At 70.6% G+C, this 17426-nt stretch carries 18 protein-coding genes and 1 pseudogene; 14 read left to right on the top strand and 5 right to left on the bottom strand.

Annotated elements, in window-relative coordinates:
• Window positions 1-47 precede the first annotated feature (47 nt).
• From IM697_RS35915 to IM697_RS35900, 4 genes are all read left to right on the top strand, one after another.
• Entirely contained in the window at window positions 48-1055 is a 1008-nt protein-coding gene (locus IM697_RS35915) for an ABC transporter permease (RefSeq protein ID WP_194040329.1), read from the top strand.
• Entirely contained in the window at window positions 1052-2146 is a 1095-nt protein-coding gene (locus IM697_RS35910; RefSeq protein WP_194040327.1) for an ABC transporter ATP-binding protein, read from the top strand. Before IM697_RS35915 ends, IM697_RS35910 begins: the two co-directional genes overlap by 4 nt.
• Complete coding sequence (locus IM697_RS35905) at window positions 2143-3312, top strand: ABC transporter ATP-binding protein (RefSeq protein WP_407699567.1); 1170 nt, start codon at window positions 2143-2145, stop codon at window positions 3310-3312. Before IM697_RS35910 ends, IM697_RS35905 begins: the two co-directional genes overlap by 4 nt.
• Before the next feature lie 63 nt (window positions 3313-3375).
• On the top strand, window positions 3376-4032 hold the full coding sequence (locus tag IM697_RS35900) for a trimeric intracellular cation channel family protein (RefSeq protein WP_194040325.1): 657 nt from the start codon (window positions 3376-3378) through the stop codon (window positions 4030-4032).
• Here IM697_RS35900 and IM697_RS35895 read toward each other — a convergent pair.
• Window positions 3941-5179, bottom strand: coding sequence for an alpha/beta hydrolase (locus IM697_RS35895; RefSeq protein WP_194040323.1), 1239 nt, complete (start codon window positions 5177-5179; stop codon window positions 3941-3943). The two genes, IM697_RS35900 and IM697_RS35895, sit on opposite strands and share 92 nt — an antisense overlap.
• A 143-nt stretch (window positions 5180-5322) precedes the next feature.
• Between IM697_RS35895 and IM697_RS35890 the strand changes: the two genes are divergently transcribed.
• Window positions 5323-6213, top strand: a complete 891-nt coding sequence (locus IM697_RS35890; protein WP_194040321.1) for a thioesterase family protein — start codon at window positions 5323-5325, stop codon at window positions 6211-6213.
• 503 nt (window positions 6214-6716) lie between these two features.
• Here IM697_RS35890 and IM697_RS35885 read toward each other — a convergent pair.
• A complete protein-coding gene (locus IM697_RS35885) occupies window positions 6717-7346 on the bottom strand; it encodes a TetR family transcriptional regulator (protein ID WP_194040319.1) in 630 nt (209 codons plus the stop codon).
• 167 nt (window positions 7347-7513) lie between these two features.
• On the opposite strand from IM697_RS35885, the gene IM697_RS35880 reads away from it, so the two are divergent.
• From IM697_RS35880 to IM697_RS35865, 4 genes are all read left to right on the top strand, one after another.
• Window positions 7514-7666, top strand: coding sequence for a hypothetical protein (locus tag IM697_RS35880; RefSeq protein WP_194040317.1), 153 nt, complete (start codon window positions 7514-7516; stop codon window positions 7664-7666).
• 43 nt (window positions 7667-7709) lie between these two features.
• Window positions 7710-7982 (top strand): DUF4190 domain-containing protein, encoded by a 273-nt coding sequence (locus IM697_RS35875; RefSeq protein WP_194040315.1) that lies wholly within the window; start codon window positions 7710-7712, stop codon window positions 7980-7982.
• Window positions 7983-8053: 71 nt separating this feature from the next.
• Window positions 8054-9229, top strand: coding sequence for a cysteine desulfurase family protein (locus IM697_RS35870; protein WP_194040313.1), 1176 nt, complete (start codon window positions 8054-8056; stop codon window positions 9227-9229).
• A gap of 26 nt (window positions 9230-9255) precedes the next feature.
• Window positions 9256-9630, top strand: a complete 375-nt coding sequence (locus IM697_RS35865) for a DUF1304 domain-containing protein (RefSeq protein WP_194040311.1) — start codon at window positions 9256-9258, stop codon at window positions 9628-9630.
• A gap of 4 nt (window positions 9631-9634) precedes the next feature.
• Here IM697_RS35865 and IM697_RS35860 read toward each other — a convergent pair whose 3' ends face one another.
• Window positions 9635-10303 (bottom strand): N-acetylmuramoyl-L-alanine amidase, encoded by a 669-nt coding sequence (locus tag IM697_RS35860; RefSeq protein WP_194040309.1) that lies wholly within the window; start codon window positions 10301-10303, stop codon window positions 9635-9637.
• 59 nt (window positions 10304-10362) lie between these two features.
• Between IM697_RS35860 and mnmA the strand changes: the two genes are divergently transcribed.
• Window positions 10363-11493, top strand: a complete 1131-nt coding sequence (mnmA, locus tag IM697_RS35855; protein WP_194040307.1) for a tRNA 2-thiouridine(34) synthase MnmA — start codon at window positions 10363-10365, stop codon at window positions 11491-11493.
• 7 nt (window positions 11494-11500) lie between these two features.
• Here the strand turns inward: mnmA and IM697_RS35850 are convergent, their stop codons facing one another.
• Together IM697_RS35850 and IM697_RS35845 are read right to left on the bottom strand one after the other, a co-directional pair.
• A complete protein-coding gene (locus IM697_RS35850) occupies window positions 11501-12280 on the bottom strand; it encodes an alpha/beta fold hydrolase (RefSeq protein WP_194040305.1) in 780 nt (259 codons plus the stop codon).
• 37 nt (window positions 12281-12317) lie between these two features.
• A complete protein-coding gene (locus IM697_RS35845) occupies window positions 12318-12641 on the bottom strand; it encodes a DUF427 domain-containing protein (RefSeq protein ID WP_194040303.1) in 324 nt (107 codons plus the stop codon).
• Between the two features lie 50 nt (window positions 12642-12691).
• On the opposite strand from IM697_RS35845, the pseudogene IM697_RS35840 reads away from it, so the two are divergent.
• From IM697_RS35840 to ligA, 4 genes and pseudogenes are all read left to right on the top strand, one after another.
• Window positions 12692-13263, top strand: a pseudogene (locus tag IM697_RS35840) (LOG family protein).
• A 16-nt stretch (window positions 13264-13279) separates the two neighbouring features.
• Window positions 13280-13969 carry an SDR family oxidoreductase gene (locus IM697_RS35835; RefSeq protein ID WP_194040301.1) on the top strand — a complete coding sequence of 230 codons (690 nt, stop codon included), beginning with the start codon at window positions 13280-13282 and terminating at the stop codon, window positions 13967-13969.
• A 52-nt stretch (window positions 13970-14021) separates the two neighbouring features.
• The gene (locus IM697_RS35830) at window positions 14022-15029 is read left to right on the top strand and encodes a methionine synthase (RefSeq protein WP_194040299.1); all 1008 of its coding nucleotides are present in this window, start codon (window positions 14022-14024) and stop codon (window positions 15027-15029) included.
• A gap of 15 nt (window positions 15030-15044) precedes the next feature.
• A complete protein-coding gene (gene ligA, locus IM697_RS35825) occupies window positions 15045-17237 on the top strand; it encodes an NAD-dependent DNA ligase LigA (protein WP_194040297.1) in 2193 nt (730 codons plus the stop codon).
• The last annotated feature ends 189 nt before the right edge of the window (window positions 17238-17426 follow it).

Genomic DNA, 17426 nt, shown 5'->3' with positions numbered 1-17426 from the left:
TGGCGCCCGCGGACTGAAGTCATCCGCGGGCGCCGGCGCCGGTCCTCGTGATCTCGTACATCATCCGCCGGACGATCGCGGCACTGGTCCTGCTGCTCGTCGTCACCGCGGTCACCTTCGGCATCTTCTTCATCCTGCCGAAACTCGCAGGGCAGACCGCCGACCAGCTGGCGCAGCAGTACATCGGCAAGAACCCCACCCCCGAGGACATCGCGGCGGTCAAGCGGAACCTCGGTCTCGACCAGCCGGTCTACGTCCAGTACTGGGAATTCATCAAGGGGATCGTCTCCGGCGCCACGTACGACCTCGGCCCCACCACGGTCCGCTGTGACGCCCCCTGCTTCGGGTACTCCTTCAAGGACCACATCGAGGTCTGGCCGCAGCTGACCGAACGGCTGCCCGTCACCCTCTCGTTGGCCCTCGGCGCCGCCGTGATCTGGCTGGTCGGCGGCATCACGGCAGGTGTCATCTCCGCGCTCAGGCCGGGCTCGGTCTTCGACCGGTCCGCCATGGGTGTGGCCCTGGCGGGCGTCTCCCTGCCCATGTTCTTCACCGGGCAGCTGGCCCTGCTGCTGTTCAGCTACAAGCTGGAGATCTTCGGCAGAACGTACGTCCCCTTCACCGAGAACCCCTCCCAGTGGGCCAACACCCTGTTCCTGCCCTGGTGTTCACTGGCGCTGCTGTACTCGGCCATCTACGCCCGGCTGACCCGCTCGGGGATGCTGGAGACCATGAACGAGGACTACATCCGAACCGCCCGGGCCAAGGGACTGCGCGAGCGCAAGGTCGTCGTCCGACACGGCCTGCGGGCCGCGCTGACCCCGCTGGTGACGGTCTTCGGCATGGACATCGGCCTGCTGCTCGGCGGTGCCGTCATCACCGAGACGGTGTTCTCCCTGCACGGCATCGGTGAGTACGCGGTACAGGCGATCACCGCCAACGACCTGCCCCCGATCCTCGGGGTGACCCTGCTTGCGGCGTTCTTCGTCGTTTTCATGAACCTTGTGGTGGACCTGCTGTATGCCACGATCGACCCGCGGGTGAGGCTCTCGTGACCGACCTGACCAAGACCGGGGCCGCTGTGGGCGAGCCCGTACGCGCCGGCGAGCCGCCCCGGGCGTTCCTCGAAGTGCGCGACCTCAAGGTGCACTTCCCGACCGACGACGGCCTGGTCAAGTCCGTGGACGGGCTCTCCTTCCAGCTGGAGAAGGGCAGCACCCTCGGCATCGTGGGCGAGTCCGGCTCCGGCAAGTCCGTGACCTCGCTGGCCGTCATGGGCCTGCACCGTCTGGGCAACCGTGGCAAGAACGTGCGGATGTCCGGCGAGATCTGGCTCGACGGCAAGGAACTCGTCTCGGCGAGCCCCGACGAGGTGCGCCGGCTGCGCGGCCGCGAGATGGCGATGATCTTCCAGGACCCGCTGTCCGCCATGCATCCGTACTACACGGTCGGCAGCCAGATCGTGGAGGCGTACCGAGTCCACAACAAGGTGGACAAGAAGACCGCCCGCCGCCGTGCCGTCGAACTCCTCGACCGCGTCGGCATCCCGGAGCCGAACAAGCGCGTGGACATGTACCCGCACGAGTTCTCCGGCGGTATGCGGCAGCGCGCCATGATCGCCATGGCGCTGGTGAACAACCCCGAGCTGCTGATCGCGGACGAGCCGACCACCGCGCTCGACGTGACCGTTCAGGCGCAGATCCTCGACCTCATCCGGGACCTGCAGAAGGAGTTCGGCTCCGCCGTCATCATCATCACGCACGACCTCGGCGTGGTCGCCGAGATCGCCGACGACATCCTCGTGATGTACGGCGGACGCTGCGTGGAGCGCGGCCCGGTCGACAAGATCTTCTACGAGCCGTCGCACCCCTACACCTGGGGCCTGCTCGGCTCGATGCCGCGCATCGACCGAGAGCAGACCGACCGGCTCATCCCGGTCAAGGGGCAGCCGCCGAGCCTCATCAACGTCCCCTCGGGCTGCGCGTTCAACCCGCGCTGCCCCTACGCGGACGTCCCCAAGGACGGGATCACGCGCACCGAGCGTCCCGAACTGCGCGAGGTCGGCAGCAGGCACTTCACCGCCTGCCACCTGTCGCCGGAGGACCGTACCCGGATCTGGACCGAAGAGATTGCGCCGAAACTGTGAGTGAGACTGAGACCGGGGCCGGGGCAGCGGCCGTGAAAGCCGGGCCGGCCGACGACGCCGAACCCCTGCTCAGGGTCGAGGGCCTGGTCAAGCACTTCCCCATCAAGAAGGGCCTGCTGCAGCGGCAGGTCGGCGCGGTCAAGGCCGTGGACGGGATCGACTTCGAGGTGCGCCGGGGGGAGACCCTCGGCGTCGTGGGCGAGTCCGGCTGCGGCAAGTCGACCATGGGCCGGCTCATCACCCGGCTGCTGGAGCCGACCGGCGGCAAGATCGAGTTCGACGGTACGGACATCACGCACCTGAACACCGGCGGCATGCGCCCGCTGCGCCGCGACGTGCAGATGATCTTCCAGGACCCGTACGGCTCGCTGAACCCCCGGCACACCATCGGCAGCATCGTCTCGGCACCGTTCCGGCTGCAGGGCGTCGAACCCGAGGGTGGCGTCAAGAAGGAGGTCCAACGGCTGCTGGAGCTGGTGGGCCTGAGCCCCGAGCACTACAACCGCTACCCGCACGAGTTCTCCGGCGGTCAGCGCCAGCGCATCGGCATCGCCCGCGCACTGGCCCTGAAGCCCCGGATGGTCGTGGCCGACGAGCCGGTCTCCGCGCTCGACGTGTCGATCCAGGCGCAGGTCGTGAACCTGATGGACGACCTCCAGGACGAGCTCGGGCTGACGTATGTGATCATCGCGCACGACCTGTCCGTGGTACGCCATGTCTCGGACCGCATCGCGGTGATGTACCTCGGCAAGATCGTGGAGCTCGCCGACCGGGACTCGCTGTACGCGTCGCCGATGCACCCGTACACCAAGGCCCTGCTGTCGGCGGTGCCGATCCCGGACCCGAAGCGGCGTACGGCCAAGAGCGAGCGCATCCTGCTGCGCGGTGACGTGCCCTCGCCGATCGCGCCGCCGAGCGGCTGCCGGTTCCACACCCGGTGCTGGAAGGCGACGGAGGTCTGCCGCACGACGGAGCCGCCGCTGACGGAGCTGCGGCCCGGCCAGCGCGTGGCGTGCCACCACCCGGAGAACTTCGAGGACCAGCAGCCGCAGGACACGGTGCTGCTGTCGGTGGCCAAGGAGGCGGCGGAGCTGGTGCCGGACGAGGTGCCCGCCACGTCGTCCACGGAGCCGTCCGAAGAGCCGTCCACGGACGAAGGTAAGTAACCGTGCTCAGGCCCTCACCTTGTTTTGCAAGGTGGGGGCCTTTTGTTGCGTAAGAATGTACGGGTGCTCCAGCAATTGTTCAGCCCGTCCGTCCAGCACACGCTCGACCTGATCGGCATCTTCGTCTTCGCGATCTCCGGCGCCCTGCTGGCCGTCCGCAAGAACTTCGACGTCTTCGGCATCGCCGTGCTCGCCGAGGTCACCGCCCTGGGCGGCGGGCTGTTCCGGGACGTGGTCATCGGCGCCGTGCCCCCGGCCGCCTTCACGGACCTGGGGTACTTCCTCACCCCGCTGTTCGCCGCGGTCCTCGTCTTCTTCCTGCACCCGCAGGTGGAGCGCATCCAGACCGGGGTGAACGTCTTCGACGCGGCGGGCCTCGGCCTGTTCTGCGTCGCCGGCACGACGAAGGCGTACGACTACGGACTCGGCCTCACCGCCTCCGCCTGCCTCGGCATGGCGACCGCCGTGGGCGGCGGTGTGCTGCGCGACATCCTCGCCAACGAGGTGCCGTCACTGCTGCGCTGGGACCGCGACCTGTACGCGGCCCCGGCGATCGTCGGGGCCACCATGGTCGTGCTGTGCATCCGCTACGACGCCCTGACCCCGCTCACCAGCGCTCTCGCGGCCGTCACGGCCTTCGCGCTGCGCCTGCTGGCGATACGTTTCCACTGGCGAGCTCCGCGTGCCTGGAACCGGCGGTCGACGGTGCGAGAGGAGTAGTGCCCGGCGCCGTACGGGTCCGGTGCTCGCTCCCCATCACCTCGGTCAGCCAGCGGAACGCCGGTACGACCTGCGGCTTCCACAGCGCCATGGTGTGCCCGCCGGCGTCGGTCGGGATGAACACGACACGCACGGTCGTGGGTGCCTTCGCGACCCGCTTGAGAGCCATCGCCGCCTCGTACCCGTCGTTCGGCTGACCGGACAGGTACAGCGCGACACGCGGCGCGACACGGGCGTCCTTGAGCAGCACGTACGGGTTGTTCGCGGCCCGCAGCGCCGGGGACTTCCCGGCGAGCGACTGGGGTACGGCGCCGGGGTCGTTGTAGCCGGACAGGCTGACCGCGGCCCGGTAGCGGTCGGGGTGGGCGACCGCCAGCTTCGCCGCGCAGTGCGCGCCCGCCGAGTAGCCGGCGACCGCCCAGCCGTCCGGCGCCGCCTTGGCCCGGAAGTTGTCCATGACCATCTTCGGCACGTCGACGCTGAGCCAGCTGTCGGCGTTCACCTTGCCCGGGATGTTCGCGCAGCCGGTGTCCTTGCCGGGCAGCAGCGTGGTGCGCGGCGAGACCAGGATGAACGGCTCGATCTGTCCCCGGCGCATCAGCGGCGCCAGCTGCTGGGACGCGTCCATCGTGCCGTACCAGGCCTTCGACGAGCCCGGATAGCCCGGCAGCACCTCGACGACCGGGAACCTGTGGTTGCGGTAGGCGGGCTCGTGGTACTGCGGCGGCAGCCAGACGTTGACCTCGGCCTGCACCCCGGACACCCGGCCCCTGAGCTCGGTGGTGAGCACCCCGCCCTCCGCGCGCATGCCCGGCCCCTTGGCCGGCTTGAAGGCCTGCCGGACCCTGGGCAGCTTCTCCAGGGCGATCCCACCGGTGCCGCTCGCCCCGAGGTCCGCGGCCCGGTGCACATGGTCGCTGGTGCCGAGCAGGTCGCCCCAGTTGTCGTAGAGCTGGTTGGAGTTGTTGACCATCGTGAAGACCAGCGCGACGGCCGTGCCCTGGGCGAACACCACCATCAGCACCCGAGCGGCGGCCCGCACGACCCTGGGGCCGCGCACCCGTGACCAGAGGACGAGCGGCAGCACCACGGCGACGACGCACAGCACGACGAGCGTGTAGAGAAACGGGGTCCCGGTGAGACTCATGTCCTGATAGAGGGGGAGATCGGGCTTCGGGTTTCGGAACGAGCCGGACACTTACCGAAAAGCTGACCGCATCTCGCCGATCTCGCGGATGTGGTCACACGCAAAAGCTACCGCTTAGTAGTTTCTTGTTGTACCGTTCATCCATGCCAGAAGCAGCCTCCGCCCCGACGGCCCCGCGGGGCACGATCGGCGACAGCGAGTTCGACCGCGACACCGCGCTCAGCCTGCGCGAACCCGGCGTCTACGACATCGACCTCTCCGCCGGCTGGACCATCATCAGCGCCGTCAACGGCGGCTATCTGCTGGCCGTCCTCGGCCGGGCCCTCGCGGACGCCCTGCCGCACGGCGACCCGTTCACCATCTCCGCGCACTACCTGACCGCGTCCCAGCCCGGCCCCGCGGTCGTCCGCACGGACGTCGTGCGCACCGGCCGCACCCTGTCGACCGGCCAGGCCTCGCTCTTGCAGTACGACGACCAGGGCAAGGAGATCGAGCGCATCCGCGTCCTCGCCTCCTACGGCGACCTCGGCACCCTCCCCGACGACGTCCGTACGACGGCCAAGCCGCCCGCGATCCCGCCGATGGACCACTGCTTCGGCCCCGAGACCGCATCCGATATCCGACTACCGTCGGGTGGTCCGGCGCCGGTCGACGGCAGCTCGGCCATCGCCGACCGCCTGATGCTCAGGCTCGACCCGTCGACCCTGGGCTGGGCGCTCGGGCAGCCCTCCGGCAAGGGGGAGATGCGGGCGTGGTTCGGTCTCGCGGACGGCCGCGACCCCGACCCGCTCTCGCTGCTCCTCGCGGTGGACGCGCTGCCGCCCACCGCCTTCGAGATCGGCATATCCGGCTGGGTCCCGACGGTCGAACTCACCGTGCATGTACGGTGCCGCCCGGCACCGGGCCCGCTGCGGGTGTCGATCACCACGCGCAACCTCGCCGGCGGCTTCCTGGAGGAGGACGCGGAGGTCTGGGACAGCGCGGACAGGCTGGTGGCACAGTCGAGGCAACTGGCGCGGGTGCGGCTGGGTTGATTAGACGCGCAGGTCAGAGGGTTCCTTGAAGTGGCCTTTGCCCTGTGCACAGGCCCTCGACAGCAAGCCCTCAAGGGAGCCCTGAGCGGCGCTGGTTGAGTTCCCGGCTCCAGGACCTGGCGCTCTCGCCCCTGGCCCTGGCGGCCTGCGGTTCCGGCGACTCGTCGTCGACCTCGGACAACGGTGACTCCGGGCAGCAGCAGTCGTCGTGCCGGCAGCCGTCGGGTGTGCCGAGCGGTGCGCCGTCGGACGGGGCGTCCGGGGCTCCTTCGGGGGTGCCGAGCGGTGTGCCCAGGGGCGGTCCCGGTGGTGGGCAGGGCGGCGGTCAGGGTGGTGGCTGCGGTGGTCCGGGCGGGGGCCAGGGCGGCGCGGTACCCAGCGGTGCGCCGAGCGGTGCACCCAGCGCGGAGGCGTCGGCGACCAAGAGCTGACGCAGGACGCCGTACGGCACGGGCGGTACTCCCGGAGAGGGGGTGCCGCCCCTGCCGTGCCGCCGCCGGTGCTCAGCCCTTCAGCCAGTGCTCCCGGCCGATGCTGATCAGCCGCATCCGGCGGGTCGCGGCCTGGACGGCGCGCCGTCGCTCCTCCTCCGAGGCCTCCAGGGCGTCCAGGAACGCCGATGCCGTGATCAGCATCTGGTCGACGTAGAGGTTGGCCAGCATGAGGAGGTCCTCGTCGTCCCAGCCCGCGGAGACCGGGTCCTTGGCGAGCGCGTCCTTCACCTCCTCGGCGAAACGGGCCAGTTGGTCCTGGATCGCCTCCCGCACCGACTGCACCCCGCCGTGCCGCTCCCGGGCGATGAAGCGGACGTGGGCCGGATGCGTCTCGACATGCCCGGCGATCAACCCGACGGCGCGCTCTATGCGTTGGTCGCTGTCGCCGGCCGAGGAGACGATCGTGCGGATCATCGGGTGCAGACTGCCCAGCGCCTCCTCGACCAGGGCGACGCCGAGGTCGGCGGTGGACCGGAAGTGCCGGTAGAACGCGGTCGGGGCGACGCCGACGGCGCGGGTGACCTCGCGCAGACCCAGGCTGCTCAGGCTCTGCTCCTCCAGCAATCCCAACGCCGCGTCCAGGAGCGCCTGTCGGGTCTTCTGTTTCTGTGCCTGCCGAAGGCCGAGGGTGTGACTCATGCCATGCAGTTAACAACTGTTCTCTGGAATTGAAAAGCCGTACGGCGCGCTAGACTTAGGAGTCAGTGAACAACTGTAACTACAACTGTTCACCGAAACGTAACGACAGAGAACGAGTAGAGAACGAGAGAGATCGTCGCGAGAGATCTCGGAGGGGGATCCGACCCATGCTGTTCCTCGTCGCCGCGCTCCTGCTGCTGGGCGTGCTGCTGGGCACCGTGGCCCACGCGCCGCTCGCCTTCACCGCCGTCGCCGCCGGAGTGATCGCCGTATGGCTCGGCGTCTTCGCCGCCCGCGAGCGTCACGCCCGCCGCAACTGACCCCGCCGCCCGGACCGACCCGACTCCTCAGGAGCTGACACCCGTGCAACTCACCGCGCCGGCCACCGCCCGCCCCGGCACCCGCACCCGCGACGCCGACGGCATGGCCGTGGCGTCCTTCATCCTCGGCCTCATCGGCCTCCTGGTCTTCAACGTCTTCCTCGGCCCGACCGCCATCGTCCTGGCGGCGGTGTCCCTGTGGCGCGGCACCAGGCGCAAGGGCCGGGCGTACCTGGGCATGGGGCTGGGCGTCGCCGACCTGCTGGTCCTGCTGGCGTTCGTTGCGATGGACAACACGCTGTCCTGGAGCTTCTAGGGCACGGCCCGCGGCACTGCCCCACCTTGCAGCGAGGTCGGCCGACACACCCCCGTAGAATCGTCGCCACCATGGCTTACCTCGACCACGCCGCGACGACCCCCATGCTCCCGGAGGCGGCAGAGGCGCTGACCGCCCGGCTGAGCGTCACCGGCAACGCGTCCTCCCTCCACGCATCCGGCCGCCGAGCCAGGCGCACCGTCGAGGAGGCCCGCGAGACCCTCGCGGAAGCGCTCGGCGCCCGCCCCAGCGAGGTCGTCTTCACCTCGGGCGGCACCGAGGCCGACAACCTCGCGGTCAAGGGCCTGTACTGGTCCCGCCGCGACGCCGCCCCGGCCGGCAACCGCACCCGGGTCCTGGCCAGCCCCGTCGAACACCACGCCGTCCTGGACGCCGTCCACTGGCTCGGCGAGCACGAGGGCGCCACCATCGAGTACCTCCCGGTCGACCGGCACGGCCGGGTCCACCCGGACGCCCTGCGCGAGGCCATCGCCCGCAACCCCGACGACGTCGCCCTGGCCACCGTGATGTGGGCCAACAACGAGATCGGCACCGTCATGCCGGTCCGGGAACTGGCCGACGTGGCAAGGGAGTTCGACGTCCCCCTGCACGCCGACGCCGTCCAGGCGCTCGGCCAGGTCCCCGTCGACTTCGCCGCCTCCGGCCTCGCCGCGATGACCGTCTCCGGACACAAGATCGGCGGGCCGTACGGCATCGGCGCCCTGATCCTCGGCCGCGACCAGACCCCCGTCCCCGTCCTGCACGGCGGCGGCCAGGAGCGCCACGTCCGCTCCGGCACCCTCGACGTCCCCGCCATCGCCTCCTTCGCGGTCGCCGGCCGCCTCGCCGCCGAGCAGCGCGAATGGTTCGCGAACGAGATCGGCGCCCTGCGCGACGCCCTGGTCGAGGCGGTGCGTACGGCGGTCCCGGACGCGATCCTCGGCGGCGACCCGGCACCCGGCGGGCGCCTCCCGGCCAACGCCCACTTCACGTTCCCCGGCTGCGAGGGCGACTCGCTGCTGCTGCTCCTGGACGCCCAGGGCATCGAGTGCTCCACCGGCTCCGCCTGCACCGCGGGCGTCGCCCAGCCCAGCCACGTCCTGCTGGCCACCGGCACCGACCCCGACCTGGCCCGCGGCACCCTCCGCTTCTCCCTCGGCCACACCTCCACGGAGGCCGACGTGGAGGCGGTCGCCAAGGCGATCGGCCCGGCGGTGGAGCGGGCACGGGCGGCGGGGCTGACATAGGGGCGCGGCAGCGGGACACTCCGGGCGTGAACGTCGTATCCCAGGTCTTCGCCCTGCTCGCGGCCGTGACGCACATCGTGGTGGGCACGCTGGAGCGCTTCTTCTACGACCGTCCCGCCGTACGCGTCTTCCTCACCACCTCCGAGGCGGACGCCCCCGAAGTCACCCTCTGGCGCTCGGGCGTGGCCGTCTACAACATCCTTCTCGGCCTGGGCCTCGTCGTCGGAATCGTCGCCCTGCACACCGACGCCACCACGGTCGGCCGCACACTGATCGGCTACCTGTGCGCCTTCCTGATCGCCTCCGCCGTCGTCTTCGCGGTGTCCTTCCCGAAACTGTGGCGGGGCGCGCTGGGCCAGGGGCTGGCGCCCGCGGTGGCCCTCGTCGCCACGCTGTTCTGACCGCTCAGGCCGGCGCCGCCGTACGCGCCTGGCGCACCAGCTTCATGTACCGGTCCCAGTCCCAGTGCTCCCCGGGATCCGTGTGGTCGGTCCCCGGCACCTCCACATGACCGATGATGTGCTCGCGGTCGACGGGGATGTCGTAGCGGGCGCATATTCGGGCCGTGAGCCGCGCCGAGGCCTCGTACATCTCGTCCGTGAGGTCCTGCGGCCGGTCCACGAAGCCCTCGTGCTCGATGCCGACACTGCGCTCGTTGTAGTCGCGGTTGCCCGCGTGGTACGCCACGTCCAGCTCGCGGATCATCTGCGTGATGTGCCCGTCCTTGCGCACGATGTAGTGCGCGGCCGCCCCGTGCTCCGGGTCCTGGAACACCTTCACCGCGCTGTCGTAGCTGCCCTGCGTGACATGGATGACCACCATGTCGACGCCGTAGTCGTCGGGACGGTCCGCCCGTCTCCAGTTCGCGTCCGACGCCGCCACCCAGCGCGCCCCGGCGAAGTCGACCTCGCCCGCCTTGCGCGGCTTCTCCACGCCCGGCACCCGCCACCACAGACGCGCCAGCTCGTCCCGGGCCAGCACGGCCGAGCCCACCGCGGCCGCCGTCCCGCCGATGAGCAACGCACGACGCCCGACCTTCCGGTCGCCGTCCTTCGGAGCCTTCCGCTGTCCCATGTGATCGTCAACGGATACTCGCGGGCCCTGGTTCCCGCGCCCCGTACCCTGGAAGGGTTATGACTGACACCGCGCAGCCCTCCCGCCCCCTCCGCGTCCTCGCCGCCATGTCCGGCGGGGTCGACTCCGCCGTCGCCGCCGCCCGCGCGGCCGAAGCGGGCCACGACGTGACCGGCGTCCACCTCGCGCTCTCCGCGAACCCGCAATCCTTCCGCACGGGCGCGCGGGGCTGTTGCACCATCGAGGACTCGCGCGACGCCCGCCGCGCCGCGGACGTCATCGGCATCCCGTTCTACGTGTGGGACCTCGCCGACCGCTTCCGCGAGGACGTGGTCGAGGACTTCATCGCCGAGTACGAGGCCGGCCGCACCCCGAACCCGTGCCTGCGCTGCAACGAGAAGATCAAGTTCGCGGCCCTGCTCGACAAGGCGCTCGCCCTCGGCTTCGACGCGGTCTGCACCGGCCACTACGCCACGGTCGTACGGAACGAGGACGGCACACGCGAGCTGCACCGCGCCTCCGACATGGCCAAGGACCAGTCGTACGTCCTCGGCGTCCTCGACGAGAAGCAGCTCGCCCACGCGATGTTCCCGCTCGGCGACACGCTCACGACCAAGGACGAGATCCGCGCGGAGGCCGAGCGCCGCGGCCTCGCGGTCGCCAAGAAGCCCGACTCGCACGACATCTGCTTCATCGCCGACGGCGACACCCAGGGCTTCCTCGCGAACCGCCTCGGCAAGGCCGAGGGCGACATCGTCGACGAGTCGGGCGCCAGGCTCGGCAGCCACGAGGGCGCGTACGGCTTCACCATCGGCCAGCGCAAGGGCCTGCGCATCGGCACCCCGGCCGCCGACGGCAAGCCGCGCTACGTCCTCGACATCTCCCCGGTGGACAACACCGTCACGGTCGGCCCGGCGTCCGCCCTGGACGTCAGCGCCCTCACCGCCATCAAGCCCCGCTGGTGCGGCGCCGCCCCGACCGGCCCCGGCACCTACACGGCCCAGCTGCGCGCCCACGGCGGCGAGACCGAGGTGACCGCGGAACTGATCGACGGCTCCCTCGAGGTCACCTTCACCGAGCCCGTCCGCGGCGTCGCCCCGGGCCAGGCGATCGTCCTGTACGACGGCACGCGCGTGGTGGGCTCGGCGACGATCGCGTCGACGGTGCGGGCGACGCCGTCGACCGTCTGAACTCCGTTCACCGCCCGAAGAACTCCACCAGCACCGGCCCGAGCACCTCCGGCTCCACCATGTGGGTCTGCCCCTCCAGACTCCGGTACGTCCCGCCCGGCACGGTCCGAGCGACGGCCCGCGCGGCCTCGTGCATCCACGCGGGGCTCGCGCTGCCCGCGACGGCCAGCACCGGGACGGCGATCGACGCCAATCGGTCCCGGGGCACCAGGCCGTCGCCCATCACGGCGTTGTCGTAGGCCAGGCTCGGCGCGATCGACTCCATGCCGGGCCACATGGGGGAGTGGCGGGCGCCCTGGATCATCTGCTCGGCCATCCCGGCCAGCCGCAGGAACAGCTCGACTGCGTCGCCGCGACGGCCCTGCTCGAGGGCTTCCGTCAGCCGCTCGGTGTACTCCGCGCGCTCCTTGGCGCCGCCCTCGTAGACGGCGAACGGCACCTCGTACACGGCGACCTGACGCACCGGCAGCCCGCTCGCCGCCGCCTCCAGCGCCAGGGCGCCCCCCGACGAGATGCCGCACAGCGCCGCCTCCCCGCCGGCCGCCTCGATCAGCGCGGCGAGGTCCTCGACCTCGCGCTCCACCGCGTACGGCGGCGTGTCACGGCTCTCACCGCGCCCCCGCCTGTCGTACACGACGACCTTGAAGTGCTCCGCCAGGGGCACGGCCAGCGGCGCCACGGTGCCCCCGGTGGACATCGCGCCGCTGACAAGGATCACCACCGGTCCCTCGCCGGTGCTCTCGTAGGCGATGGAGGTGCCGTCGGCCGAATTGGTCTTCTTGTCCATGCCTGTGGAGATTGCCGTACGGCACGGAACTAATCGCTCACGACACTTCGACTTCGTAGAAGCAGAGGTGGTCCTTGATCTCCGCCACGTCCGGTTCGGGGTCCGGATACGACCAGACGAGGTCCGCCGCGTCCGGCAGCGACCAGTAGGAGGCCGTTCCCTTGAAAGGGCAGTACGTGTGCGTGTCGGAGGGCGTCAGCAGGTCCAGCCGCACGTCCTCGGCGGGGAGGTAGTACCGCACGGGACAGCCGGTCTCGCGCAGCACGAGGGGCCGGTCGCTCTCCGCCAGGACCTGGCCGCCGTGAACGGCCCGTACGCGTCGCGCGCCCTGCTCGATCGTGATCGTGTGTCCATCAGCCATACCCGAAGAGCGCTCACGGGCGCCGGGTTCTTCCCGCGTACGGTGGCCCCATGCGAATCTGCGTCTTCCTCTCCGCCGCCGACCTCGACGACCGTTACACGCGCCCCGCGCGCGAGTTCGCGAAACTGCTGGGCAAGGGCGGGCACACTCCCCCACTGCCTTAAGGGCGTGGGGGCACCCCCACGTGTGGGGCGGTTCGGACGTCGGGCTGATGAAAGTGGTCGCCGACGGAGTGCAGGACGCCGGCGGGCGGCTGTGCGGGGTCTCGGTGGGCTTCCTCGCGGCGAAGGCCCGTCCGGGCGCCGACGAGATGGTCATCGCCAGGGATCTCGCCGAACGAAAGAAGCTGCTCCTGGACAAGGCCGACGCGGTGGTGATCATGGTCGGCGGCACGGGCACGCTCGACGAGGCGACGGAGATCCTGGAGCTGAAGAAGCACGGCCACACGGACAAGCCGGTGGTCCTGCTCAACACCGCGGGCTTCTACGACGGCCTCAAGCAGCAGTTCCGCCGCATGGAGGAGGAGGGCTTCCTGCCCCGTCCGCTGAGCGACCTGGTGTTCTTCGCGGAGGAGCCGGTGGGGGCGCTGGCGTACCTGGAGGAGAGCGCGGGCGCCCGGTAGTGCGAGCATGGCCGGCATGGCTACTCATGTGATCACCGGAGCCGGTTCCGGCATCGGCGCGGCCGTCGCCCGCCGTCTGCACGCGCGCGGGGACGACCTCGTCCTGCACGCGCGCGACGCGGGCCGCGCGAAGGAGTTGGCGGCGGAGTTCCCCGGCGCCAGGACGCTGGTCGGCGACCTGGCCGACCCCGACAAGCTGTCCTGGGCCTTCTCCCACCAGTCGCTTCCGGACCGGGTGGACTCCCTGCTCCACATCGCCGGGGTCGTGGACCTGGGCCCGGTGGGCGACCTGACCCCGAAGTCCTGGCGCCACCAGCTCAACGTCAACCTGATCGCCCCCGCGGAGCTGACCCGCCACTTCCTCCCCCAGCTCCGCGCCACCCGAGGCCACGTGATCTTCGTCAACTCGGGCGCCGGCCTCAACGCGCACGCCGACTGGTCCGCCTACGCCGCCTCCAAACACGGCCTCAAGGCCCTGGCCGACTCGCTGCGCCACGAGGAGCACGGCAACGGCGTCCGCGTCACCACGGTCTACCCCGGCCGCACGGCCAGCCCCATGCAGGCCAAGGTCCACCAGCAGGAGGGCAAGGAGTACGACGCCTCGAAGTGGATCGACCCCGAGTCGGTCGCGACGACGATCCTGATGGCCCTGGACCTGCCGCGGGACGCGGAGGTGAACGACCTGACGGTGCGGCCGGGACGCTGACCGAGCCGGACGCCTCGAGCGTGGCCCTGGGCGGGTTGCATAGGCTTCCCGGGTGAGTGAAAACAGCCCGTTCAGGTTCGCCCCCGCCACCGGCATCGGATCGATGCCCGGCGGCGACGCCCGTGAGGCCGCCAAGACCGTCACCGGGTCCCTCGAGGACTTCCCGTTCCTCGCCGAACTGCCCGCCCGCGGGCCCGGCGCGGACATGATCGGCCGGACCGCCGGGATGCTCGTCGAGCTGTACGCGCGCGTGGAGCCCAGCGGGTGGCGGATCGGGGACCGGCCGGGGCGGGACACCCGGCGGGCGAGGTCGTGGCTGGGGGAGGACCTCGACGCGCTGGAGGAGTTCACCCAGGACTACGACGGGCCGCTGAAGGTGCAGGCCGTGGGCCCCTGGACGCTCGCCGCCGCGCTGGAGCTGAAGAACGGCGAGGCCGCCCTCTCCGACCCCGGCGCCTGCCGCGACCTCGCCGCCTCCCTCGCCGAGGGCCTGCGGCTGCACATCGAGGAACTCCGCCGCCGCGTCCCCGGCGCCCAGGTCGTCCTCCAGCTCGACGAGCCCTCCCTCATCGCCGTGCTCCGCGGCCGGGTGAAGACCGCCAGCGGCTACCGGACCCACCGGGCCGTCGACCGGCAGACCGTCGAGGCCACCCTCCGCGACGTCGTCGGGGTTCACGGCGACGGCCCCGTCGTGGTCCACTCGTGCGCACCGGACGTCCCGTTCGCCCTGCTGCGCCGGGCGGGCGCGGCGGCGATCTCCTTCGACCTCTCTCTGCTCACCGAACGTGACGACGACGCGATCGGTGAGGCGGTGGAAGGCGGCACCCGGCTCTTCGCCGGTGTCGTCCCGGGCACGGACGGCCCATTGTCAGACCCTGCCGGTAGCGTCATGGGTGTCAGGACGCTGTGGCGCAGGCTGGGGCTGTCACCGGGGCTTCTCGCGGAGGCGGTCACTCTCACGCCGTCGTGCGGACTCGCGGGGGCCTCTCCCGAGTACGCGCGCAAGGCCCTCGCCCACTGCGTCCGGGCGGCGAGATCCCTCGCGGACAACCCAGAGTAACGGGAGGACAACACGGTGGCCGGCGACAAGCAAGCGGAGACGACGGTGCCCGCCGAGGCACGGGAGAAGCACGCGCAGCTCGCTGAGCAGATCGAGGAGCACCGCTTCCGGTACTACGTGAAGGACGCTCCGGTCATCAGCGACGCGGAGTTCGACAGGCTGCTGCGCTCGCTGGAGGCGGTCGAGGACGAGTACCCCGAGCTGCGCACGCCCGACTCACCGACCCAGAAGGTCGCGGTCGAGTACGAGACCGACCTTGCCGAGGTGGAGCACCGCGAGCGCATGCTCTCCCTCGACAACGTCTTCGACGACGCGGGGCTCGCCGCCTGGGCAGAGAGAGTGGCCAAGGACGTCGGCAGTTCCGACTATCACCTCCTGTGCGAGCTCAAGGTCGACGGGCTCGCGGTGAACCTGACGTACGAGGACGGCCGACTCACCCGCGCGGCCACCCGGGGTACCGGACGGATCGGCGAGGACATCACGCCCAATGTCATGACGATCGCGGAGATCCCACATCGGCTGAAGGGCGACCGTGTCCCGCGACTCGTCGAGATCCGTGGCGAGGTCTACTTCCCGATGGAGGCCTTCGCGGACCTCAACGCCCGGCGGGTGGCGGCCGGGGAGAAGCCGTACGCCAACCCGCGCAACTCCGCCTCGGGTTCGCTGCGGCAGAAGGACCCGAAGGTCACGGCGACCCTTCCCCTGCACATGGTCGTCCACGGCATCGGCGCCCTGGAGGGCTTCGACGGCATGACCCGCCTCTCGGAGGCGTACGACCTGCTCAAGACGTGGGGTCTGCCCACCTCGACCCACAACAAGGTGGTCGACGACCTCGACGGCGTACGGGAGTTCATCGCCTACTACGGCGAGAACCGGCACTCCGTGGAGCACGAGATCGACGGAGTCGTCGTCAAGCTCGACGAGATCCGCCTCCAGGGCCGCCTCGGGTCCACCGCGCGCGCCCCGCGCTGGGCCATCGCGTACAAGTACGCGCCGGAGGAGGTCAACACCAAGCTCGTCAACATCCGTGTGGGCGTCGGCCGCACCGGCCGGGTCACGCCGTACGCCCAGGTCGAGCCGGTCACGGTCGCGGGCTCGGAGGTCGAGTTCGCCACCCTGCACAACCAGGACGTCGTCAAGGCCAAGGGCGTCCTCATCGGCGACACGGTGGTGCTGCGCAAGGCCGGTGACGTCATCCCGGAGATCCTCGGTCCGGTCGTCGACCTGCGCGACGGCAGCGAGCGCGAGTTCGTGATGCCGGCCGAGTGCCCGGAGTGCGGTACGGCGCTCAGGCCCATGAAGGAAGGCGACGTCGACCTGCGCTGCCCGAACGCCCGTACCTGCCCGGCCCAGTTGCGCGAGCGGCTGTTCTACCTCGCGGGCCGCAAGGCGCTGGACATCGAGCACTTCGGCTACGTCGCCGCCGCCGCGCTCACCAAGCCGCTGGAGCCGGCCGATCCGCCACTGGCCGACGAGGGCGACCTGTTCGACCTGTCGCCCGAGCAGCTCCTGCCCATCAAGGCCTACGTCCTCGACCAGGACAGCGGCCTGCCCAAGCGCGACCCGAAGACCGGCGAGGAGAAGATCGCCACGGTCTTCGCCAACCAGCAGGGCGAGCTCAAGAAGAACGCGGTCGCGATGCTGGAGTTCATCGCCGCCGCCAAGGAGCGCCCGCTGGCCCGCGTCCTGACCGGACTGTCGATCCGTCACGTCGGCCCGGTCGCCGCGGAGGCGCTGGCCCGGGAGTTCCGCTCCATCGACCGTATCGAGCAGGCGAGCGAGGAGGAGCTGGCGAACACCGAGGGCGTCGGCTCGATCATCGCCGCCTCGCTCAAGGAGTGGTTCGCCGAGGAGTGGCACCAGGAGATCCTCCGCAAGTGGAAGGCGGCCGGCGTCCGCATGGAGGAGGAGGGCTCCGGGGCGGATGAGGGGCCGCGTCCGCTGGAGGGGCTCACGGTGGTGGTGACCGGCACACTGGAGCACTTCACGCGCGACGGCGCCAAGGACGCGCTCCAGAGCCGCGGGGCGAAAGTGACCGGTTCCGTTTCGAAGAAGACATCTTTTGTTGTCGTAGGTGACAGCCCCGGGTCCAAATATGACAAGGCCATGCAGCTGAAGGTGCCTGTTCTGAACGAGGATGGCTTCAATGTCCTGTTGGAACAGGGCCCCGACGCGGCGGCCGAAGTTGCCCTCCCCGCGGAGGAGTAGCGGTTGAAGGTCACCCGATCGGCGCATACCAGATGCATACGGGTGGCTGGGGCGCATTCGGGCAACCGTCGACGACCGCTGCCCGTGGAAGCCTTCTGCGGCCTACTGTTGAGATGTGCGCCTGCCGTGCCCAGCTGCGGTTGGGGCATCCCTTTGCTCTTGAGGAGCTGTGAAGGGCGAGGGGAAGGG

It is taken from the genome of Streptomyces ferrugineus (assembly GCF_015160855.1).
GTDB classification, from domain to species: domain Bacteria; phylum Actinomycetota; class Actinomycetes; order Streptomycetales; family Streptomycetaceae; genus Streptomyces; species Streptomyces ferrugineus.
This window is presented reverse-complemented; position numbering and strand designations above follow the sequence as displayed.